Source organism: Halomonas sp. SS10-MC5 (assembly GCF_015992245.1).
Lineage (GTDB): Bacteria > Pseudomonadota > Gammaproteobacteria > Pseudomonadales > Halomonadaceae > Halomonas > Halomonas sulfidoxydans.
Map to the genome: position 1 here is coordinate 4,362,299 of NZ_CP065435.1, position 20,141 is coordinate 4,382,439.

Annotated in this window: 20 protein-coding genes; 11 read left to right on the forward strand and 9 right to left on the reverse strand. The window is 68.9% G+C overall.

The features are described from left to right. The first annotated feature begins 46 nt into the window (after positions 1 to 46). The 5 genes from rpoZ to I4484_RS20440 all read left to right on the forward strand — a co-directional run bounded on the left by rpoZ (position 47) and on the right by I4484_RS20440 (position 4,062). Entirely contained in the window at positions 47 to 307 is a 261-nt protein-coding gene (gene rpoZ, locus I4484_RS20420) for a DNA-directed RNA polymerase subunit omega (protein WP_197448975.1), read from the forward strand. Positions 308 to 329: 22 nt separating this feature from the next. Continuing rightward, on the forward strand, positions 330 to 2,465 hold the full coding sequence (locus tag I4484_RS20425) for a bifunctional (p)ppGpp synthetase/guanosine-3',5'-bis(diphosphate) 3'-pyrophosphohydrolase (protein ID WP_197448976.1): 2,136 nt from the start codon (positions 330 to 332) through the stop codon (positions 2,463 to 2,465). An 88-nt stretch (positions 2,466 to 2,553) separates the two neighbouring features. Next, complete coding sequence (locus I4484_RS20430; protein WP_197448977.1) at positions 2,554 to 2,943, forward strand: RidA family protein; 390 nt, start codon at positions 2,554 to 2,556, stop codon at positions 2,941 to 2,943. A 29-nt stretch (positions 2,944 to 2,972) separates the two neighbouring features. Further along, positions 2,973 to 3,485, forward strand: a complete 513-nt coding sequence (gene thpR / locus I4484_RS20435) for an RNA 2',3'-cyclic phosphodiesterase (protein WP_197448978.1) — start codon at positions 2,973 to 2,975, stop codon at positions 3,483 to 3,485. Between the two features lie 70 nt (positions 3,486 to 3,555). Next, positions 3,556 to 4,062 carry an acyloxyacyl hydrolase gene (locus tag I4484_RS20440; RefSeq protein ID WP_197448979.1) on the forward strand — a complete coding sequence of 169 codons (507 nt, stop codon included), beginning with the start codon at positions 3,556 to 3,558 and terminating at the stop codon, positions 4,060 to 4,062. 91 nt (positions 4,063 to 4,153) lie between these two features. Here I4484_RS20440 and I4484_RS20445 read toward each other — a convergent pair whose 3' ends face one another. Then, entirely contained in the window at positions 4,154 to 5,026 is an 873-nt protein-coding gene (locus I4484_RS20445) for an NAD(P)H-binding protein (RefSeq protein WP_197448980.1), read from the reverse strand. A gap of 77 nt (positions 5,027 to 5,103) precedes the next feature. On the opposite strand from I4484_RS20445, the gene I4484_RS20450 reads away from it, so the two are divergent. Together I4484_RS20450 and recG are read left to right on the forward strand one after the other, a co-directional pair. Beyond that, on the forward strand, positions 5,104 to 6,024 hold the full coding sequence (locus I4484_RS20450) for a hydrogen peroxide-inducible genes activator (RefSeq protein ID WP_197448981.1): 921 nt from the start codon (positions 5,104 to 5,106) through the stop codon (positions 6,022 to 6,024). After that, entirely contained in the window at positions 6,021 to 8,114 is a 2,094-nt protein-coding gene (gene recG, locus I4484_RS20455) for an ATP-dependent DNA helicase RecG (RefSeq protein WP_197448982.1), read from the forward strand. Before I4484_RS20450 ends, recG begins: the two co-directional genes overlap by 4 nt. 6 nt (positions 8,115 to 8,120) lie before the next feature. Here the strand turns inward: recG and yccS are convergent, their stop codons facing one another. From yccS to I4484_RS20475, 4 genes are all read right to left on the reverse strand, one after another. Next, positions 8,121 to 10,331: a YccS family putative transporter gene (gene yccS / locus I4484_RS20460; RefSeq protein WP_197448983.1), complete on the reverse strand. Its 2,211-nt coding sequence runs from the start codon at positions 10,329 to 10,331 to the stop codon at positions 8,121 to 8,123. A gap of 158 nt (positions 10,332 to 10,489) precedes the next feature. After that, positions 10,490 to 10,846 (reverse strand): hypothetical protein, encoded by a 357-nt coding sequence (locus tag I4484_RS20465; RefSeq protein ID WP_197448984.1) that lies wholly within the window; start codon positions 10,844 to 10,846, stop codon positions 10,490 to 10,492. 80 nt (positions 10,847 to 10,926) lie between these two features. Next, positions 10,927 to 11,265, reverse strand: coding sequence for an HU family DNA-binding protein (locus I4484_RS20470; RefSeq protein ID WP_197448985.1), 339 nt, complete (start codon positions 11,263 to 11,265; stop codon positions 10,927 to 10,929). 140 nt (positions 11,266 to 11,405) lie between these two features. Beyond that, positions 11,406 to 12,566, reverse strand: coding sequence for an FAD-dependent oxidoreductase (locus I4484_RS20475; protein WP_197448986.1), 1,161 nt, complete (start codon positions 12,564 to 12,566; stop codon positions 11,406 to 11,408). A gap of 111 nt (positions 12,567 to 12,677) precedes the next feature. On the opposite strand from I4484_RS20475, the gene I4484_RS20480 reads away from it, so the two are divergent. The 4 genes from I4484_RS20480 (at position 12,678) to phoR (ending at position 16,254) form a co-directional block, all read left to right on the forward strand. Then, positions 12,678 to 13,235 carry a chorismate lyase gene (locus I4484_RS20480; RefSeq protein ID WP_234283679.1) on the forward strand — a complete coding sequence of 186 codons (558 nt, stop codon included), beginning with the start codon at positions 12,678 to 12,680 and terminating at the stop codon, positions 13,233 to 13,235. A gap of 29 nt (positions 13,236 to 13,264) precedes the next feature. Continuing rightward, complete coding sequence (gene ubiA, locus I4484_RS20485; RefSeq protein ID WP_197448987.1) at positions 13,265 to 14,158, forward strand: 4-hydroxybenzoate octaprenyltransferase; 894 nt, start codon at positions 13,265 to 13,267, stop codon at positions 14,156 to 14,158. Positions 14,159 to 14,243: 85 nt separating this feature from the next. Next, positions 14,244 to 14,933, forward strand: a complete 690-nt coding sequence (phoB, locus tag I4484_RS20490) for a phosphate regulon transcriptional regulator PhoB (RefSeq protein WP_197448988.1) — start codon at positions 14,244 to 14,246, stop codon at positions 14,931 to 14,933. 1 nt (position 14,934) lies between these two features. After that, the gene (gene phoR, locus I4484_RS20495) at positions 14,935 to 16,254 is read left to right on the forward strand and encodes a phosphate regulon sensor histidine kinase PhoR (RefSeq protein WP_197448989.1); all 1,320 of its coding nucleotides are present in this window, start codon (positions 14,935 to 14,937) and stop codon (positions 16,252 to 16,254) included. Positions 16,255 to 16,274: 20 nt separating this feature from the next. Here the strand turns inward: phoR and cysZ are convergent, their stop codons facing one another. Genes cysZ through pstA form a run of 4 tightly spaced genes read right to left on the reverse strand, consistent with a single transcriptional unit; the run spans position 16,275 to position 20,101 of the window. After that, a complete protein-coding gene (gene cysZ / locus I4484_RS20500) occupies positions 16,275 to 17,006 on the reverse strand; it encodes a sulfate transporter CysZ (protein WP_197448990.1) in 732 nt (243 codons plus the stop codon). A 35-nt stretch (positions 17,007 to 17,041) separates the two neighbouring features. Beyond that, positions 17,042 to 17,770 carry a phosphate signaling complex protein PhoU gene (phoU, locus tag I4484_RS20505; RefSeq protein ID WP_197448991.1) on the reverse strand — a complete coding sequence of 243 codons (729 nt, stop codon included), beginning with the start codon at positions 17,768 to 17,770 and terminating at the stop codon, positions 17,042 to 17,044. A gap of 32 nt (positions 17,771 to 17,802) precedes the next feature. Beyond that, a complete protein-coding gene (pstB, locus tag I4484_RS20510; RefSeq protein WP_234283678.1) occupies positions 17,803 to 18,615 on the reverse strand; it encodes a phosphate ABC transporter ATP-binding protein PstB in 813 nt (270 codons plus the stop codon). Positions 18,616 to 18,631: 16 nt separating this feature from the next. Beyond that, positions 18,632 to 20,101, reverse strand: a complete 1,470-nt coding sequence (gene pstA, locus I4484_RS20515; RefSeq protein ID WP_234283695.1) for a phosphate ABC transporter permease PstA — start codon at positions 20,099 to 20,101, stop codon at positions 18,632 to 18,634. Positions 20,102 to 20,141 lie beyond the last annotated feature (40 nt).

Here is a 20,141-nt window from a genome sequence, read left to right on the forward strand (position 1 = left end):
GCCGCCGCTCGGCGGGAGTCCCCAAACGCTTTCGGGAAGACCCCATATGGCGCGTGTCACCGTCGAAGATTGTCTGGAAAACGTCGAAAACCGCTTCAAGCTGGTGATGATCTCCACCCAGCGCGCTCGTCAGCTGTCGCGCGGTTCCCGTGACGCCCAGCTGCCGTGGGAGAACGACAAGCCCACCGTGATGGCGCTGCGCGAGATCGCCGCCGGGCTGGTCGACCACACCGTGCTGGACGAGCCGATCGAGGCGCCGGTCAGGATTCGCCGCGAAGGCGAGCCGGGCATCGCCTTCGAGGAGTAAGGCTGTCACTCAAGGCGCGCCAATGTTCACCATCGACGACCTGGCCGATAGACTCGGCGGCTACCTTCCTCCCGACGAGATCCAGCAGGTCAAGCGCGCCTTCTACTATGCCGAGCAGGCCCACGACGGCCAGCGCCGGCGCTCCGGCGAACCCTATGTGACCCACCCCCTCGCCGTGGCCAACATCCTGGCCAACATGCACATGGACCATCAGAGCCTGATGTCGGCCATGCTGCACGACGTGATCGAGGATACCGGGGTGTCCAAGGAGGCACTGGCCGAGCAGTTCGGCAAGCCGGTGGCGGAGCTGGTCGACGGCGTCTCGAAGCTGACCCAGATCACCTTCGAGGACAAGGCCGTCGCCCAGGCCGAGAACTTCCAGAAGATGGTGCTGGCGATGTCGCGCGACATCCGCGTGATCATCGTCAAACTCGCCGACCGCCTGCACAACATGCGCACCCTGGGTGCCCTGCGCCCGGAGAAGAAGCGCCGCATCGCCCGCGAGACGCTGGAGATCTATGCCCGCATCGCCAGCCGCCTGGGCATCAATACCATTCGCGTGGAACTCGAGGACCTCTCCTTCCAGGCGCTGCACCCGATGCGCGCCGAGCGGATCAAGCGTGCCGTCTCCAGCGCCCGTGGCCACCGCCGCTCGGCGATCCGCCAGATCCAGACCGCCCTGCAGAAGAGCCTCGACGACGAGGGCCTGGCCGGCACCGTGGTGGGCCGCCAGAAGCACCTGCTGTCGATCTACAAGAAGATGCGCGACCAGCGCAAGCCGTTCGCCGAGATCATGGACGTGTTCGGCTTCCGCATCATCACCGAGGACGTCGACAGCTGCTACCGCATCCTCGGCGTGGTGCACAATCTCTACAAGCCGGTGCCGGGTCGCTTCAAGGATTACATCGCCATCCCCAAGGCCAACGGCTACCAGAGCCTGCATACCACGCTGTTCGGCAGCGGCGGCATGCCCATCGAGGTGCAGATCCGCACCCGCGAGATGGAAGCCATGGCCAACAACGGCATCGCCGCCCACTGGCTCTACAAGGCGGGCCAGACCGACCATCCCATCGCCGAGGGCAGCCACGCCCGGGCGCGGGAGTGGGTCAAGGGGCTGCTCGAGATGCAGCGCCACGCCGGCGACTCGCTGGAGTTCATCGAGCACGTCAAGAACGACCTGTTCCCCGACGACATCTACGTGTTCACGCCGCGCGGCGACATCATGGAGCTGCCCCAGGGCGCCACGGTGATCGACTTCGCCTACGCCGTGCATACCGACATCGGCAACAGCTGCATCGCCTGTCGCATCGACCGCCACCTGGCGCCGCTCTCGACCCGCCTGGAGAGCGGCCAGACGCTGGAGATCATCACCGCCCCCGGGGCGCGTCCCAACCTGGCCTGGCTCAACTTCGTGGTCACCGCCAAGGCGCGCTCGGCGATCCGTCACGCGCTCAAGCACCAGCAGCAGACCGAAGCGGTCCAGCTCGGCCGGCGCCTGCTCAACAAGGCCCTGGCCGACTTCGAGACCAGCCTGGAAGAGCTACCCGAACACGTGCTGCCGGAGCTACTCGACGAACTCACGCTGAAGAACGAGGAGAGCCTGCTGGAATCGATCGGTCTCGGCACCCGGGTGGCCCACGTGGTGGCGCGGCGCCTGGTCGACCTGCTGCACGGCGATGCGACCGAGGCCGGCGAGCGCACGCTCGTCTCCCAAGGGCCGATCGTGATCAGCGGCGCCGAGGGCATGGTGATCAAGTTCGCCCGCTGCTGCCACCCGCTGCCCGGCGACCCGGTGGTCGGGCACCTGTCGGTGGGCAAGGGCATCGTGGTGCACCGCACCGAATGCCGCAACCTCGACGAACTCAAGGGCGACCCCGACAAGCTGTTCGCCCTGGAGTGGTCCAACGAGATCAGCGAGGACTTCCCGGTGGCGCTGCGCATCGAGATCGAGAGCCGCCGCGGGCTGGTGGCCGAGCTCGCCAGCCTGGTCACCGACGCCGACGCCAACATCGAGCGCATCGGCATCGAGGAGCGCGACGCCCGGCTCTCCATCGTGCACCTGACCCTGGCGGTGCGCGATCGCGTGCACCTGGCGCGCCTCATCAAGCGCATCCGCAACCTGTCCCACGTCGGCAAGATCACCCGCGTCGGCAATTGACCCCGTTTCGGCCCGTTCGCCGCCGAGCGCGGCGAACGGGCCTTTCATTGACCTTTCACGACAACGCGAACATCACGAGGAGAGCGACATGAGCAACAAGGCCGTCATCAACACCGAAAAGGCGCCCGCCGCCATCGGCCCCTACTCCCAGGCCATCAAGGCCGGCAACACCGTCTATCTTTCCGGCCAGATCCCCCTCGACCCGGCCACCATGGAGCTCGTCTCCGACGACTTCGAGGCCCAGGCCCGCCAGGTCTTCACCAACCTCAAGGCGGTGTGCGAGGAGGCCGCCGGCTCGCTGGGCGAGATCGTCAAGCTCAACCTCTACCTGGTGGACCTGGACAACTTCGCGGTGGTCAACAAGGTCATGGAAGAGTTCTTCGCCAAGCCCTACCCGGCCCGCGCCGCGGTGGGCGTCAAGGCGCTGCCCAAGGGAGCGCAGTTCGAGGCGGAAGCGGTAATGGTCATCGGCGACTAGGAAAACCCACCTCTTTCCGAAACAGGACCATGAGACTTTTTGTCGCCCTGACCCCACCGCCCGAGCTGCGAGCGCGGCTCGGCGAGTTGGCGGATATCGCCCATGCCCGCTGCGGCGGGCGACGCATGCCCGACGCGAGCCTGCATGTCACGCTGACCTTTCTCGGTGAAGTCACGGAGGCGCAGGCGGCCGAGCTGGTCGCGTGGGTACAGGGCCTGTCCATCACACCCGGCGAGTGGCACATCAACCGCTGGGGCAGCTTCCGGCGACCCGGCATCGTCTGGCTCGGTGGCGACGAGGGTGCACCGGCGCTGCAGCGCCTGCAGGGGCGGCTCTGGGGCACCCTCGAGCCGCTGGGCGTCGGCGTGCGTCCCGCCCGATACATTCCACACGTCACCCTGCTGCGGCGGGCCACCGTCCTTGACCTGGATCCCTTTCCCCCCATCGCCCTGACGTGGTCCTATAATCAGTTGGAGCTGATCCAATCGACTATCGACGAGCGGGGTGCCCGCTACCGGAGCCTGGCCGTATCGCAGGGTTGAACTTCAGGGAAGGAAGCCCACCATCGTTTGGTGAGCCAATCATTGGCATACAAGAAAAGGGAGACAATCGGTGTTTCGGAAACCGTTCCTCGCGGCCAGCCTCTGTGCCGGCCTGGCCATGGCGATCAGTCCGATCGGCCTGGCCGATCTCTACGTGGCGGGTGGCATCACCAGCGAATCGGCCGCCGCCGCCCGCATCGAACTGGATACCCTGATCGGCCTCGAGCGCCTGCATCCGCAGCTTGACCTGCGCCTGGCGACCGGTCTGCTGCTGCTCGATGGGGATGAGAACGACGAGAACGCGGCCTGGCTGCTCACCCCGATGCTGCGCTACACCTTCGCCGGAAAGCGGGAAGTCTATCTCGAGGGCGGCATCGGTGCCGCGGTGTTTCTCGACGCACGAATCGGCTCACGCGATCTGTCGACCGCGTTCCAGTTCCAGGATCGCCTGGCGCTGGGGGGAACGCTGGGGCCCGGGGAGCTCACGTTGAGCGTCGCACACTACTCCAACGCCGGTATCAAGGATCCCAACGAGGGCATCGAGGTGCTGGCCCTGGGCTATCGTTTGCCGCTGTGAGCGTCGGCGGAGGGAATCCGCCGACGGCAGGAGCAGCCCGAACGGACAGGCGAGGCGGTCTCCCCCCTTCGTCCGTCGCGTCGGGTCCGGATCAGACCGGCTCGGCCAGGAAGCCACCCTCCTTCATGACATGGGCATAGCCCTCGCGATAACTGGGGTAGCGGAAGGCATAGCCCGTCTCGCGCAGGCGCGAGTTGTCGCAGCGCTTGCTCGCGCGCTTGCGCAGCGGCGCCTGAATCACCTCGGTGGGTTCGACCTTGAGCTGGCCGGCAAGCCAAAGCATGACATCGTGGAGCGGCTCCGGCGCACAGTCGCTGGCCAGGTAGAGATCGTCGAGCGGCTTGCCCGCCGCATCGAGACCGATCAGGTGGGCCAGCACGCCGGCACAGTCGTCGCGGTGGATGCGGTTGGAGTACATGGGCGGGGATTTCGGTGCGATGCGCCCCTCCTGCACCTGGCGGATCAGGCGATCCCGACCCGGCCCGTAGATGCCGGAGAAGCGTACCGTGGTCCCGGCCAGGGCGCTCTCGAGCAGCGCCTGCTCGGCCTCGCGCATCACCGTCCCGGAGAAGCCGGCCGCCTCCGCGGGGCTCTCCTCGTCGACCCGCTCCCCCTCCTTCTGCGCATAGACGCTGGTGGAAGAGACGAAGAACAGCCGCTGCGGCAGCGTCTCGCGCCCCTCGTAGGTGCGCAGCACCGCCTTGAGGCCATCGCAGTAGGCCGCCCGATAGGCCGCCTCGTCGAAGCGATCGGCGCTGAGGATGTAGACTACGTAATCGGCGTCGGGCAGCGCGGCCAGGGCCGCTTCGTCGCTCAGATCGAGCGGCAGCGGCTCGATGCCGCTACCTTCCAGCGCCACGGCGCTGCGGCGTGCGCCGATCACGTGGTGGCCGGCCTCCAGCAGCTCCCTGCCGAGCACCATCCCGATGTCGCCACAGCCCAGAATCAGTGTCGTTTTCTTCACCTTTCTCTCGCCCCCTGATAAAAAGTCCCTATTGAAAGTCATCTATCGTCCGAGAGGATGCCCCAAGGGCACCAGACATGACTCTAACAGAACTTCGGTACATCGTAACCTTGGCGCAGGAGCGCCACTTCGGAAGAGCGGCCGAGCGCTGCTTCGTCTCCCAGCCCACGCTGTCGGTGGCGGTCAAGAAGCTCGAGGAGGAGCTCGGCGTGGCGCTCTTCGAGCGCTCCAAGTCGACCGTGCAGGTCACCCCGTTGGGCGAGAAGATCGTCGAGCAGGCCCAGCGCGTGCTGGAGCAGAGCAGCGTGATCAAGGAGCTGGCCAACGCCGGCAAGGATCAGTTGGCCAGCCCCCTGCGCATCGGCGCCATCTACACCATCGGCCCCTACCTGTTCCCCCACCTGGTGCCCGCACTGACGCGCAGCGCCCCGCAGATGCCGCTCTACATCGAGGAGGGATTCACCGCCAACCTGCGACGCAAGCTGCGCAGCGGCGAGCTCGACGCGATCATCATCGCGCTGCCGTTCACCGAGACCGACGTGGTTACCAAGCCGCTCTACGAGGAGGAGTTCGAGGTGCTGATCCCGGCCGACCACGCCTGGGCCCGGCGCGAGTACATCGACAAGGAGGACCTGCTCAAGGAGCGTCTGCTGCTGCTCGGCGAGGGCCACTGCTTCCGCGACCAGATCCTCGAGGCCTGCCCCGCCATCAGCCACCAGCTCAATAGCCCGAGCAACACCCTGACCGCCGAGGGCGGCTCGCTGGAGACGATCCGCCACATGGTCGCCTCCAAGCTCGGCATCACCGTGCTGCCGCGATCGGCCATCGGCACCGGGCACTACGAGAGCGGGCTGCTCGCCAGCCGGCCGTTCAGGTCGCCGGCGCCGGCGCGCACCGTGGCGATCGCCTGGCGCGCCAGCTTCCCGCGCCCCAAGGCGATCGACGCCGTCACCGACGCCATCCAGCGGTGTCACGAGGCGCTTCCCGAATCGGCATGAGCGCTGACACGAAGGCGCTCGACGCGCCGGTCTCCTCGCTCAAGGGCGTCGGCGAAGCGCTCGCCGTGAAGCTGGCGCGACTGCGCGTGGAGAGCGTGGCCGACCTGCTGTTCCACCTGCCGCTGCGCTACCAGGACCGCACCCGCATCACGCCGATCGGCACCCTGCGCGCCGGTCACGAGGCGGTGGTGGAGGGCGAGGTCTCGGCCAGCGACGTGGTCAAGGGTCGCCGACGCAGCCTGCTGGTGCGGCTGCGCGACGGCTCGGGCATTCTCAGCCTGCGCTTCTTCCACTTCTCCCCGGCCCAGCAGCAGCAGTTCCGCCCCGGCACCCGGGTGCGCTGCTTCGGCGAGGCCCGCGCCGGCGCCACCGGGCTCGAGATCTATCATCCCGAGTACCGCCTGCTCAGCGCCGATGCGCCGCCGGTGGAGGATCACCTGACGCCGATCTACCCCACCACCGAGGGGCTGCACCAGGCGCGCCTGCGCGCGCTGATCGAGCAGGCGCTGGCCCGCCTCGACGAGGCGCCCGAGGCGCTGCCCGACTGGATCGGCGAAGCGCTGCGCTCGCGCTTCGGCCTGCCCGAGCTGCACCACTGCCTGCACGTGCTGCATCAGCCGCCTCCCGACGCCGACCCCGAGCGCCTGGCCAGCGGCAAGCACCCGGCCACCCGCCGCCTGGCGCTGGAGGAGCTGCTGGCCCACCGCCTGAGCCTGCAGCAGGTCCGCCTGAAGATTCAGCAGGACGGCGCCCCCGCGCTGCCCAGCGGGCGCAGCCTGCAGGCGCGCTTCCTCACCCAGCTGCCGTTCTCGCTGACCGCCGCCCAGCGCCGCGTGCTCGACGAGATCGGCGCCGACCTGGCCCGCGAGGTGCCGATGCTGCGCCTGGTGCAGGGCGACGTGGGGTCGGGCAAGACGGTGGTGGCCGCCATGGCAGCCCTCTCGGCCATCGCTGGCGACTGCCAGGCGGCGATGATGGCGCCCACCGAGATCCTCGCCGAGCAGCACTACCGCACGCTCAGGGCGTGGTTCGCCCCGCTCGGCATCGAGGTGACCTGGCTGGCCGGCAAGCTCAAGGGCAAGGCGCGGCTCGACACCAAGGCCGCCATCCTCGACGGCCGTGCGCGCATGGTGGTCGGTACCCATGCCCTGTTCCAGGGCGATGTGCACTTCCAGCGCCTGGGGCTCGCCATCGTCGACGAGCAGCACCGCTTCGGCGTGCACCAGCGCCTGGCGCTGCGCGAGAAGGGCGAAGCCGGCGGGCTGACGCCCCACCAGCTGGTGATGACCGCCACACCGATCCCACGCACCCTGGCGATGAGTGCCTATGCCGACCTCGACGTCTCGGTCATCGACGAGCTGCCCCCCGGGCGTACCCCGGTGAAGACGGTGGTGGTGCCCGACGAACGCCGCCCCGAGGTGGTCGCGCGCATACGCCACGCCTGCGCCGAGGGGCGCCAGGCCTACTGGGTCTGCACCCTGATCGAGGAATCCGATGCGCTGCAGTGCCAGGCCGCCGAGGCGACCCGCGACGAACTCACCGAGGCGCTGCCGGAGCTCGCCATCGGCCTGGTCCACGGGCGCATGAAACCCGCAGAGAAGGCCGCGGTGATGGACGCCTTCAAGGCCGGCGAACTCGACCTGCTGGTGGCCACCACGGTGATCGAGGTAGGGGTCGACGTGCCCAACGCCAGCCTGATGATCATCGAGAACCCCGAGCGGCTGGGGCTCTCCCAACTGCATCAGCTGCGCGGCCGGGTCGGCCGCGGTTCCAGCGAGAGCTTCTGCGTGCTGCTCTACCACGGGCCGCTGTCGGCCCACTCCCGTGAACGGCTGGCGGTGATGCGCGAGACCACCGATGGCTTTCGCATCGCCGAGAAGGACCTCGAACTGCGCGGGCCCGGCGAGGTGCTCGGCACCCGCCAGACCGGCCTTGCCCAGATGAAGATCGCCGACCTGGAGCGCGACGCCGATCTGCTCGAGCGCGTCGCGCCGCTGGCCGAGGCGCTGCTGGCCCGCCACCCCGAGGCCGAGCGCCCGCTGATCCGCCGCTGGCTGGGCGAGGAGGCGGGCCGCTACGGCCAGGTGTAGCGGGGCTCAGCCGGCCGCCGGGGCGGCGGTGTCGTCGCGCTCGTCCCGCGCCGCGATCAGCCGCTCGGCGGCGTCGGTCAGCGGTCCGAGCTGCTGGGCGATCAGCAGCAACTGCGTCTGCATCGGCCGATAGCCCTCCTCCTCCCAGGCCGGCGACCTGCCTTCGAGCCGCGCCAGCAACGCCTCCCGTGCCGCTTCGAACCCGGCAGCCGGTTCGCGCCGGGCCAAGTGATCCGCCAGCGTCTTCAGGTAGTCGGCGATGCACCGCCCCTCGGGCAGCAGCCGGGTGTCGCGAGCCTCCTCGCCGAGCCGCTGGCGGTGGGCTCCCAGCGCCGACAGGTAGCTCAGCAGGGTGTGTGACAGCACCAGGAAGCGGAAGCCGTCGTCGGCGATACGCCTGCGATAGGCCTCGGGCTCCTGCAGCACGTTGGCCAGCAGGGTCGACAGCGCCGCATCGGCGTTGTGCGCGTTGCGCCGCGCCAGGCGGTAGGCGAGGTCATCCCGCTTGCCGCTGGCGTACTGGTGCAGGATCTCCTCCAGGTAGCGGCGGTTGGCCTCGAGCGCATTGGCCGCCTCGCGGTGCAGGCGCCGCCCGTGCCAGTCGGGCAGGATGAAGAACACCGCCGCCCCGGCGATCAGCGCGCCGAGCAGGGTATCGAAGAGTCGCGGCCAGATCAGGTCGAAGCCGTCGCCGACCTGGTTGAAGCTGCACAGCACCAGCAGGGTGATGGCGGCAGTGGCGATCACGTAATGCCTCTCGCGGGTGGCGAAGAAGGTTACCCCGGCGATCACCGCGATCCCGGTCTGCAGCAGGGCGGAAGGGAACAACGTGATCGACGCCCAGCCGGCCACCAGCCCCAGCAGCGTGCCGGCAATGCGCTGGGTCAGGAAGCGCCGGGTAGCGGCGAAGTTGGGGCGGCAGACGAACAGCGTGGTCAGCAGGATCCAGAAGCCTTGGGCGGGGTGGATCCACTGCAGCAGGCCGTATCCCGTCAGCAGGGCGACGGGCAGACGAATGGCATGGCGGAAGGTGGGCGAGCCCACCGTCAGGTTGAGGCGCACTCGCTCCCAGGCCTCCTTCACGCTCTCGGGCGAGCGGTCGAACAGCGCCGCATCGGCCGGATCATCGCCGGCATCCGGATTGTGTCCGGTGGCCAGTCGCTCCTCGAGGGTGGCGAGGTTGTCGGCCAGGGCGCCCAGTGGGGGCAACAGTTCGCGCCACGCCGGATTGCGCATGGCCCGCAGGTGCTCGATCGAGGCGCGCAGGTCGGCCAGCGCCTGCTCGCTCTGGTCGTGCTCGAAGGGGCGGTTGAGCAGCAGCGCCTTGCCCAGCCGCTTGCACGCCTGACCCTGCTGGTCGAGCAGACGCTGGCAGCGAAACAGCACGTCGTGATGGAAGAACGCCTCGGTCAGTCGGGCATAGGGGTAGTGCGTGGAGCTGGCGCGCTCGTGGATCTCCTGGGCGATGAAGTAGAGGCGCAGGTAGCGGTTGAGCTTGCCCTCGCCGCGCTGCCCCTCGAGCCGGCGAAAGATCATCTCCTTGGCCTGGTTGAGCGCCGTCACCACGCGGCCGTTCTGCCGCGCCAGCGCCAGGCGGCGCGCCTCGATGTCGACGCCGCGCAGCGGCTCGAACAGCGTCGCCTTGAGCATCAGGTACCTGCCCAGCTCGCGATAGAGCTGGGCCATGCTCTGCTTGACCGGCTGGCGCGAGAAGAGCGCGCACCAGACCACCGAGATCGCGCCATACCAGGCCGCCCCCGAGAGGATCAGCAGCGTCTGGCTCCAGTCGCCCGCCTGTGGCGCGCCACCGTGGTGCTCGATGGTGATCATGGTGTAGAGCGACAGGATCAGCGTGCCGGAGGCGATGGTGGCGTAGCGCTGCCCGATGGCGCCGAGCATGACCAGCACGAAGGTCGCCACCCCCAGCCCCAGCGCGAACAGCCATGGCCAGGGAAACAGCCAGCGCACGACGAGCGCCGCCGCGGCGAAGCACACCAGGGTCACCGCGAGCGCCTGCAGCCGCCCCTGCCAGCTGTCGTCGGTCTCCGACAGGGCGCTGGCGATGATGCCCAGGAACAGCGGAATCACCAGGCCGATGTCGGCCAGCACCCAGCTCAGCAGCAGCGCGCCGCTGAAGGCGAGGAACACGCGCAGGCTGTAGGCGAACTTGTCGAGCGTCCACAGACGCCGCAGGGGGAGCGTGAGCGAGATCGGCATGGGGGCTCAAGGGCGCCATGTAGGAAGTCCAGGGGCCATTCTAGCCCACCCTAGACTTTCGTATAACTCATGATGCCTGGCGCGAGTCGGGCTCGGGCCGCTGGTGAGGGGAGTGTCCACGTCACCGCACGCCGTGTGAAGGCCTGCCGGGAGGGCGGTCAAAGCTGCTTGAGCAGCTTCTGCAGCTTCTTGAGATCGGCCGAGTCGCCGACCAGGCGTACCTTGCCGGCCATCATGCCGTCGAGGAAGGCCTGCTGGGTCGGCTTGCGCAGTACCCGAATGGCAGCGGCCTCGTCGTCGAAGCGCAGCTCCAGGTCGAGGTCCACCGGCAGCCCCGTACCGCTCTGGATGCCCTGCGGCGACATGCGAAAGTAGCGCGCGACGGAGAGATCCTCGGTGGCGATGCCCCAGTCGAGGCGGTGCGCCTCGGCAAGCGCCTGGCGGAACCCCGGCTTGCGCCGCAGGGCACGCTTGAGCATCAAACCCAGCAGCCACAGCACCAGTCGCAGCTTCATGTCGAGTCCGATTCGAGCCGTTGGGATGGACATCGCGGCCTGACGGACAGGCCGCGTCACGGGTGGATACGGCGAACGGATCAGCCCTTGCCGACGGCGTCCTTGAGACCCTTGCCCGGCTTGAAGGCAACGGTCTTGCTGGCCGGGATGGCCAGCGGCTGACCGGTCTGCGGGTTCTTGCCGGTGCGGGCGGCGCGCTCGCGTACGGTGAAGGTACCAAACCCGATCAGTGAAACGTCCTGCCCCTGGGCCACGCTACCGGTGATCTCGTCGAGAATGACGTTGAGCACCTGGCTGGCCTTGTCCTTGGAAAGTTCGGCACGCTCGGCAATTGCCGCAGCGAGTTCTGGCTTACGCATACTACAGCCCTCCTGGTATTGGCTATGTCCCGGCAAGGGTGCCGGTGAGTTGTTATTCATCAATGGTCAAGTTCGAGCCGCCTGCCACTTCCCCGGGAGAGCCCGTTCCCATGTGCGGGTTCGTCCCCTGCTCTTTGAAGCACCAAGCGCGTCGATCAACGGCGGCTCGCTCCGCGAAGCCGGCCGAGACGATGACGTGACTAGCCTAGCAACGGCGGCGTCGCTCGCGCCAGCTCAACTTTCCGCTTCACGCAGGCTCCTGTCAACGCAAAGCCGATCAAACGTTCGTCTTGATCTTCGGCACAGGCGGTCAGGTCGAAACCGCTCCCCTCGATTCGCCAGCGCACCGGAGCCGTCAGCGGAGGCAACGCCACCACCGGTAGCAGCGGCGTCTTGACCAGCACCGGCCAGGCGCCGTAGCTCACCCGGGTAGGCGTGCCGGCAAGCGTCTTTGCCAGCGCCTTGGCGCCGGCCTGCAGCGGCTGGACGTACATGGCGTTGATCCCGGCGACGCAGGCCACGTCGCCCAGCGCACGGATCCCGGGAGCCGACGTCGCCAGGTAACGGTCGACCCGGATGCCGGCTTCGCTCACCACCAGGCCGGCCGCCCGGGCCAGCTCGCTGCGCGGGCGCAGCCCCGTGGCCACCAGTACCAGATCGGCCTCGAGCCGCTGGCCGTCGTCGAGGTCCAGGCCGACGTCGCCTCCCGCCACTTCCAGTCGTTCCAGGCCACGTCCGAGGTAGAGCATCATGCCCGCTTCGCGGAACGCCTCGCCCAGTGCCCGGCCCAGCGGCTCCGGCAGCAGCCGCGGCAACGGCGCCGGCTCCGGCGCCACCAGGCTCACGGCATGGCCGCCCGCCGTCAGGTCGTTGGCGAATTCGCAGCCCACCAGGCCGGCGCCGACGATGGCCACCCGGGCAGGCCGATCCAGCGCCTCCAGGGCGGCATGGAAGGCGCGATAGTCGTCGAGATCGTTGATGGTGAAGACGCGCCCGGCGAGCGCCTCGGGAATGGCAAAGGGCACCGCGGGAGCGGCCCCGGTGGCCAGCACCAGCTCGCCGAAGGGCAGGCGCTCCACGCCGATGTGCAGGCAGCGCCCGGCCGGGTCGATGGCATCGACCCGCGTATGGGTGCGCACCACCGCACCCAGCTGCCCGGCCACCTCCAGCGCCGAGCGCGCCGCCAGCCGCTGCGGGGGCAGGCGTTTGGCGAAACCGGTAGAGAGCAGCGGCTTGGAGTAGTCGTCGCCGGCGTCGGCGGTGATCAGGGTGACGGGGCGCTCGGCATCCAGCATGCGCAACTGCTTGAGCAGGCCGATGCCCGCCATGCCGGAGCCGATGATAGTGAGGGGTGCGGTCATGAAGCTCCTCGCCGATGGCTGGGCCGTGACCTTATGGCGCGGCCAGCACGGGGAATCGTGTCACAGCCGCATGGTACACTATGCGCCCCTGATTCGACCCGGAGAGTGCCGGTGACCCGCAACCACACGGAGCGCCTCGCCAATTCCCCGCTGGCCACCGCCTGGCGCCCCCTGGCCGCGGGCCGACCGGCGATGAGCCCGGCGTGGTGGGCCTGGGTGGCCACGCGGGATTCGCTCACCGCGCGCCTGATCGAAGCCGGCGCCGGCCGCGCCTTCCGCGTGCGCCTGCTCGCCCAACGCCTGGGCAAGCCAAGCCTCGACGAAGCCCAGGCCTTGGGCCAGCCCCATGGCCGCCTCGCCTGGCTGCGGGAAGTGGCGCTGTGTCTCGACGAACGGCCCTGGGTGGTGGCGCGCTCGGTGGCGCCGCTGGCCCAGCTGCGCGGGCAGCGCCTCGAGCGCCTGGGCGAGCGTTCGCTGGGCAGCTGGCTGTTCCGCCAGCCCGACCTGCAGCGCAGTCCCATCGAGGTCACTGCCGCTCCGGCGCCCTTCCACCGCCTGCCCGGCCCCTGGGGGCGGCGTTCGGTATTCCGCCATGGCCGCTTCGCCGTGCTGGTGCAGGAGTTCTTCCTCGACGAGATGGCGGATGAATTGGTCTTGCCATCACGCTAGGATGATCGCCATCGAATGAGGAGACATCGATGGATCGCTCGCTGATGCGCCCCAAGGGGCTGGCCCGCGTGCCCGATTTCCTGCATCTGATGCGGCTGGACCGCCCCATCGGCACCTGGCTGTTGATGTGGCCCACGCTGTGGGCGCTGTGGGTGGCCGCCGCCGGCGTGCCCGAACGCCGCCTGCTGCTGATCTTCGTCGCCGGGGTCTACCTGATGCGCGCCGCCGGCTGCGTGATCAACGACTACGCCGACCGCCACTTCGACGGGCACGTCAAACGCACCCGGAACCGTCCGCTGGCCACCGGGCGCATCGGTGAGCAGGAGGCCAAGGGGCTGTTCGCGGGCCTGGTCGCCGCAGCCTTCGTGCTGGTGCTGTTCACCAACCCGTTCACCGTCATGCTGTCGCTGGTGGGCGTAGCGCTGGCCTTCGTCTACCCGTTCATGAAGCGCTATACCCATCTGCCGCAGGCGTTCCTCGGCGCCGCCTTCTCGTGGGCGATCCCGATGGCCTTCGGCGCCGTGCTGGGGCATGTGCCACTGGAGGCCTGGCTACTGTTCGCCGCCAACGTGGCGTGGACGGTGGCCTACGACACCGAGTACGCCATGGTCGACCGCGACGACGACCTCAAGATCGGCATCAAGTCCACCGCCGTGCTGCTGGGCCAGGCCGATCGCGCCGCCATCGGCCTGCTGCAGCTGGCGACGCTCGCGCTGCTGGGCTGGGTGGGGTGGCGCCTGGGGCTCGGCGTGTTCTTCTGGCTCGGCCTGACGGGCATGGCGGCCACCTTCGTCCACCAGCAGTTCCTGATCCGCCGGCGCGAGCGCGATCGCTGCTTCCAGGCCTTCCTCAACAACCACTGGTCGGGGCTGCTGGTGTTCGCCGGCATCGCGCTGAGCCTGTGGCCCGCGGCCGGTGCCTAGCCCCGCTATGGCGGGGTTGTCATCCAAGTGTCATGATGTCGTGGTGAGATCGTCACCGACCCGTCACTGACCGCGAGGCCTCGGGATGACCGCCAAGACCGTTCTGATCGTCGATGACGAAGCGCCGATCCGCGAGATGATCGCGGTGGCTCTGGAGATGGCCGACTACCGCGTGCTGGAGGCCGCCAACGCGCAGAGCGCCCACAGCATGATCGTCGACAACCAGCCCGACCTGCTGCTGCTCGACTGGATGATGCCCGGCACCAGCGGCATCGAGCTGGCACGCCGGCTCAAGCGCGAGGAGGCCACCCGCGAGCTGCCGATCATCATGCTCACCGCCAAGAGCGAGGAGGACAACAAGATCCAGGGCCTCGAAGCCGGCGCCGACGACTACATCACCAAGCCCTTCTCGCCGCGCGAGCTGGTGGCCCGGCTCAAGGCGGTGCTGAGGCGCACCACGCCGAGGGGCATCGAGGAGCCGGTGGAGGTCGACGGCCTGGTGCTCGACCCGGTCAGCCATCGCGTCAGCGCCGACGGCCGCGCGCTGGAGATGGGCCCTACCGAGTACCGCCTGCTGCAATTCTTCATGACCCACCAGGAACGTGCCTATACCCGCAGCCAGCTGCTCGACCAGGTGTGGGGCGGCAACGTCTACGTCGAGGAGCGCACCGTGGACGTGCACATCCGCCGCCTGCGCAAGGCGCTGGGCGATGCCCACCAGCATCTGGTCCAGACCGTGCGCGGCACCGGCTACCGCTTCTCCAACAAGGGCTGACGTGCGCCCCTGGAGCCATGAACTCTGGCGCCTCGGCCTGCTCGCTGCCGCCGGCGGCCTGGTCGGGTGGCTGTTCTCCGCCCCCGGGCTCGGGCTCGCCGCGGGTCTGGCCCTGCGCCTCATCTACCACCTGCGCCAGCTGCATGCCCTGCGCCGCTGGCTCGCCCGCCACCCCCACAGCGAACCGCCCGCGGCCACCGGACTGTGGGGCGAGCTGTTCGACCGGCTGTACCGCTACCAGAAGGGCCAGCGGCATACCCAGCATCGCCTGCAGGCGACCCTGAAGCGCATCCAGGAGTCCTCCGAAGCGATGCGCGACAGCGTGGTAATGCTCGACCCGCACGGCGACCTCGAGTGGTGGAACAGCGCCGCCGAGCGCATGCTGGGCCTCAAGGCCGCCCACGATCGCGGCCAGCACATCACCAACCTGGTGCGCGACCCGCGCTTCGTCGCCTACTTCAACGCCCGCGATTATCGCGAGCCGTTGACGCTCCCCTCGCCGGTCGACGAACGCATGGTGCTGCAGTTCCAGATCACGCTCTACGGCGATGACGAGCGCCTGGTGATGGCACGCGACATCACCCGACTGCATCGCCTGGAGGAGATGCGCCGCGATTTCGTCGCCAACGTCTCCCATGAGCTGCGCACGCCATTGACGGTATTGGCCGGCTACCTCGAGACCTACGTCACCTATGCCGAGCAGCTGCCGCCGCGGCTCGCCCAGGGCCTGGCGCGCATGCAGGAGCAGACCACCCGCATGCAGAACCTGGTCAACGACCTGCTGCTGCTGTCGCGCCTGGAGATCGACCGCGGCGGCGAGGATCACTTGCCGCTGGCCATGGCCGCGCTGCTCGAGGAGGTGCGCCGCGACGCCGAGGCGCTGGCGGCCGGCCGCCAGCAGATCCGCGTGGAGCTGAAGGAGGAGCGCTGCCTGCTCGGCAGCGACAGCGAGATCCACAGCGCGCTGTCCAACCTGGCCGCCAACGCGGTGCGCTACACCCCCGAGGGCAGCCATGTCGTGCTGCGCTGGACCTCGCACCCCAAGGGCGCCTGCCTCGAGGTGGAGGACGACGGCGAGGGCATCGACCCGGTGCACATCCCCCGGCTCACCGAGCGCTTCTACCGGGTCGACAAGGGCCGCAGCAGCGAGAGCGGCGGCACCGGCCTGGGGCTCGCCATCGTCAAGCACGTGCTGCTGCGCCACGACGCCCATCTCGAGATCGAATCCCGCCCCGGCCAGGGCGCGCTGTTCCGCTGCGTCTTCCCTGCCGTGCGCCTGGTGGCGGCCGAAACCGCAGCCGATCACGTCTCCGACCGGTAAGCGCGCGAGGGCATCACGACTCAGGTCGTGGCGAGGTCACGCTCGCCGCGATAGTGGCGGTCCCACATCAGCACGGCGCCGGCCACGGCGCCGGGCAGCAGGAACAGGTTGGCCAGCGGGATCCAGGTGATCAGCGTCACCCAGCCGCCGAAGGTGAGGGTCTGCCAGGAGCGCGAGGCGAGCCGGCGACGCATGTCGGAAAAGCTCACCTTGTTGTTGTCCATGGGGTAGTCGAGGTAGGTGATCGCCATCATCCAGGCCGAGAACAGCGCCCACAGGAAGGGCGCGGCGACGTTGAGCGCCGGCACCCAGCTGAGCACGAACAGCGCCAGCGCCCGCGGCAGGATGTAGCCCAGCTTGACCAGCTCGCGGCCCAGCGCGTCCACTGCAGTGCGCCCCAGGCCGCGGTCGTCGAGCGGTGGACGGCCGGTGGCCTCGACCTCCACCTTGGCCGCCAGGAAGCCGTAGAAGGGCGCGGCGATCAGGTGGGTGACCAGGGTGAAGGTGAAGAACACGATCAGTACCAGGCTGGCCACGAACAGCGGCCAGATCAGCCACTCCAGCCAGCCGAGCCAGGCCGGCACCAGGGCCATCCAGCCCTCCAGCCAGCCGCCGAAGTGGCTGACCACGTAATAGAGCATGGCCGAATAGACCATCAGGTTGATGGCGATCGGGGCATAGACGTAGCGGCGCAGGCCGCGGCCGTAGACCAGCCGCGTCCCGCGGGTCAGTGCCGTGAAGGCGTCCAGCATCAGGATCCTCTCTCGGGAAGCTCGCTCGGGGACCCTCACTCCTTGCGGGTCAGGGCATCCTCGTCGAGCTGGGCCGGGTCCATGTGGCGGATGTCGAGCCCCTTGACCAGGTAGATGACGTACTCGGCGAGGTTGTCGGCATGATCGCCGACCCGCTCCAGCGCACGCAAGATCCACATCACGTTGAGCACCGGGCCGATGGCACGGCTGTCCTCCATCATGAAGGTCATCAGCGAGCGCATGGCGCTGCCGTACTCGTCGTCGACCGACTCGTCCTCGTGCACCACCTGCAGGGCCAGCTCGGTGTCGAAGCGGGCGAAGGCGGTCAGCGCATCACGCAGCATGCGCCGCACGTGCTCGCTGATGTGGCGCACCTCGACCAGCCCGCGCACGTTGTTGCCGGCGTCGATCAGGGTCAGGGCATTGCGCGCGATCTTGCTCGCCTCGTCGCCGATCCGCTCCAGGTCGGCGGTGGCGCGAATCACCGCCAGCACCAGGCGCAGGTCGGAGGCCGCCGGCTGGCGCCGTGCCAGCACCCGGGTGCACTCGTCGTCGATCTTGAGCTGCATGGCGTTGACGTCGCGGTCGCGGTCGCGCACCTTCTCGGCCAGGCGGCTGTCGCTGTCGAGCAGCGCCTGGATCGCCTCCTGGACCTGCTGCTCGACCAGTCCGCCCATGGTCATCAGGTGGGTCTTGAGCGCCTCCAGCTCCTGGTTGAACTGGCGCGAGATATGCTGACTGTGGGTATCGCTGGTGATGTCCATGGTTCTCTCCTCGGGCTGGCGTGCCGGCCTCGTCAGGCCATGCGGCCGGTGATGTAGTTCTCGGTGCGGCGCAGGCTGGGGTTGGTGAACAGGGTGTCGGTGGGGGCGTACTCCACCAGTTCGCCGTCCTGCAGGAAGGCGGTGTAGTCGGAGACCCGCGCCGCCTGCTGCATGTTGTGGGTCACGAGGATCAGCGTCAGCTGCGACTTCAGGCCGCGAATCAGCTCCTCGATCTTGAGCGTCGAGATCGGATCCAGCGCCGAGGCCGGCTCGTCGAGCAGCAGCACCTCGGGGCGTACCGCCAGCGAGCGGGCGATCACCAGGCGCTGCTGCTGGCCGCCGGAGAGCGACCAGGCCGAGGCGCGCAGGCGATCCTTGACCTCGCCCCACAGCGCCGCGGCATTCAGCGCCCACTCGACGATGTCGTCCATGCGTCGGCGCGTCAGACCGCCCTGCAGGCGCAGGCCGAAGGCCACGTTGTCGTAGATCGACATGGGAAAGGGGTTGGGTACCTGGAACACCATGCCGACGCGGCGACGCAGCTCAGCCACCGCCACCTCGGGGGCGTGGATGTCCTCGCCTTCGAGCAGGACCCTGCCCTCGTGGCTCACCTCCTCGTTGAGGTCGTGCAGCCGGTTGAGCGCGCGCAGCAGGGTCGACTTGCCGCAGCCCGACGGGCCGATGAACGCCGTGACCCGGTGCCGGGGGACCCGCAGCGAGATATCGCGCAGCGCCGCCTTGCCGCCATAGGCCAGGCTCAGGCCCTCGATCCGGAAGCAGCTGGCCTCGGGGGGAAAGTCGATGATCGACCCCGAGCTGGGCAGGGGGCGGGACGGCAGGGTCATCGCTGGGTGTCTCTCCTCATGAACGCGGCTGCACGCCGTGGCGCACGCGAAAATGGTGGCGCAGAAAGATGGCAGTCAAATTAAGCACCAGGATCACCAGCACCAGCAGCAGCGCCGTGGCGTAGACCAGCGGCATGGCAGCCTGCACGTCGTTGCTGTGAAAGGCGGTATCATAGATGTGATAGCCCAGGTGCATGAACTTGCGCTCCAGATGGAGGAACGGGAACTCGGCGTCCACCGGCACCTGGGGCGCCAGCTTGGCCACGCCGACCAGCAGCAGCGGAGCCACCTCGCCGGCGGCTCGGGCCACCGCCAGGATCACCCCGGTGAGCATGGCCGGTATCGCCATCGGCAGCACCACCCGGGCCAGGGTTTCCAGCCGCGTGGCCCCCAGCGCCAGCGCGCCCTCGCGCTGCTCGACGGGGATCCGCGCCAGCCCCTCCTCGGTGGCCACGATCACCACCGGCAGCGTCAGCAGCGCCAGGGTCAGCGACGCCCACAACAGCCCGCCGGTGCCGAAGGTGGGGGATGGCAGGGCATCGCTGAAGAACCACTCGTCCAGCGAGCTACCGATACCATAGACGAACACTCCCAGGCCGAACACGCCGTAGACGATCGAGGGCACCCCCGCCAGGTTGCGTACCGCAATTCGCACCAGTTGGGTCCACCGCCCCTGATGCGCCACCTCGTTGAGATAGACCGCCGCCAGCACGCCGAAGGGTGTCACCAGCAGCGACATCAGCAGCACCATCAGCACGGTACCAAAGATCGCCGGCCACACGCCGCCGGCCGCGTTGCCGTCACGCGGCCCCTCGGCCAGGAAACGCCATACGCCGCCGGCCCAGGCGGCCAGCTTCTGCGACAGCGACATGGCGTTGGGCCGCCAGGCACGCAGCACCTCATCCAGCGGCTGTACCAGGCGCCGCCCATCGACGCTCTCGAGCAGCGCCACCTCGCCACGCATCGCCTGCTGCAGGTCGTACACCCGGGCGTTGGCCTCGGCCAGCGCACGCCGGGCGTCGCTGTCACCCTGGTTGGCGTCGAGCTGGCGGATCAGCGGCCTGAGCACCTCGCGGCGCAACCGCTCGCGCTCGCCGCGCAGCTGATCCAGCGCCGCCAGGCGCGCCTCGAGCCTGGCCCAGGCAGCCTGCTGAGGCGTCCCGCCGCGTATCGCTTCAACCGTGCCCACCGCCACCAGGCGGCCGATGAACTGGCCGTGACGGCGGCGCTCCAGCACGATCAGCTCCGGCGGAGTCCCGCTCGCGACGATGTCGTTCACCGGCAGCCAGTGCCAGGCCTGGCCGTCGAGGTCGCGGTTGGCGGTGAAATAGAGCCGCTCACGCCCTGCGCCCTCCTCCAGCGGCAGCTCGCGCACCGCGCGTCCGGCCAGCAGCCGGCCATCCTCCATCTCGACCTGCACCACCGTCGCCGGCCAGAAGTGGCCCAGCCCGCGGCCGGCGATGAGCAGCAGCAGCCCGCCCAGCATCAGCAGCGACAGTGCCACGCTACCGGCGGCGAGCCAGGCC

Coding starts and splice junctions, on each gene's coding strand:
- thpR (WP_197448978.1), top strand. CDS start 2,973: ATGAGACTTTTTGTCGCCCTGACCCCACCGCCCGAGCTGCGAGCGCGG.
- pstA (WP_234283695.1), bottom strand. CDS start 20,101: ATGCTGGGCGGGCTGCTGCTGCTCATCGCCGGCCGCGGGCTGGGCCAC.
- pstB (WP_234283678.1), bottom strand. CDS start 18,615: ATGACCCTGCCGTCCCGCCCCCTGCCCAGCTCGGGGTCGATCATCGAC.
- phoB (WP_197448988.1), top strand. CDS start 14,244: ATGACCGCCAAGACCGTTCTGATCGTCGATGACGAAGCGCCGATCCGC.
- I4484_RS20465 (WP_197448984.1), bottom strand. CDS start 10,846: ATGAAGCTGCGACTGGTGCTGTGGCTGCTGGGTTTGATGCTCAAGCGT.
- I4484_RS20475 (WP_197448986.1), bottom strand. CDS start 12,566: ATGACCGCACCCCTCACTATCATCGGCTCCGGCATGGCGGGCATCGGC.
- yccS (WP_197448983.1), bottom strand. CDS start 10,331: ATGCCGATCTCGCTCACGCTCCCCCTGCGGCGTCTGTGGACGCTCGAC.
- I4484_RS20430 (WP_197448977.1), top strand. CDS start 2,554: ATGAGCAACAAGGCCGTCATCAACACCGAAAAGGCGCCCGCCGCCATC.
- ubiA (WP_197448987.1), top strand. CDS start 13,265: ATGGATCGCTCGCTGATGCGCCCCAAGGGGCTGGCCCGCGTGCCCGAT.
- rpoZ (WP_197448975.1), top strand. CDS start 47: ATGGCGCGTGTCACCGTCGAAGATTGTCTGGAAAACGTCGAAAACCGC.
- phoU (WP_197448991.1), bottom strand. CDS start 17,770: ATGGACATCACCAGCGATACCCACAGTCAGCATATCTCGCGCCAGTTC.
- I4484_RS20470 (WP_197448985.1), bottom strand. CDS start 11,265: ATGAATAACAACTCACCGGCACCCTTGCCGGGACATAGCCAATACCAG.
- recG (WP_197448982.1), top strand. CDS start 6,021: ATGAGCGCTGACACGAAGGCGCTCGACGCGCCGGTCTCCTCGCTCAAG.
- cysZ (WP_197448990.1), bottom strand. CDS start 17,006: ATGCTGGACGCCTTCACGGCACTGACCCGCGGGACGCGGCTGGTCTAC.
- I4484_RS20450 (WP_197448981.1), top strand. CDS start 5,104: ATGACTCTAACAGAACTTCGGTACATCGTAACCTTGGCGCAGGAGCGC.
- I4484_RS20425 (WP_197448976.1), top strand. CDS start 330: ATGTTCACCATCGACGACCTGGCCGATAGACTCGGCGGCTACCTTCCT.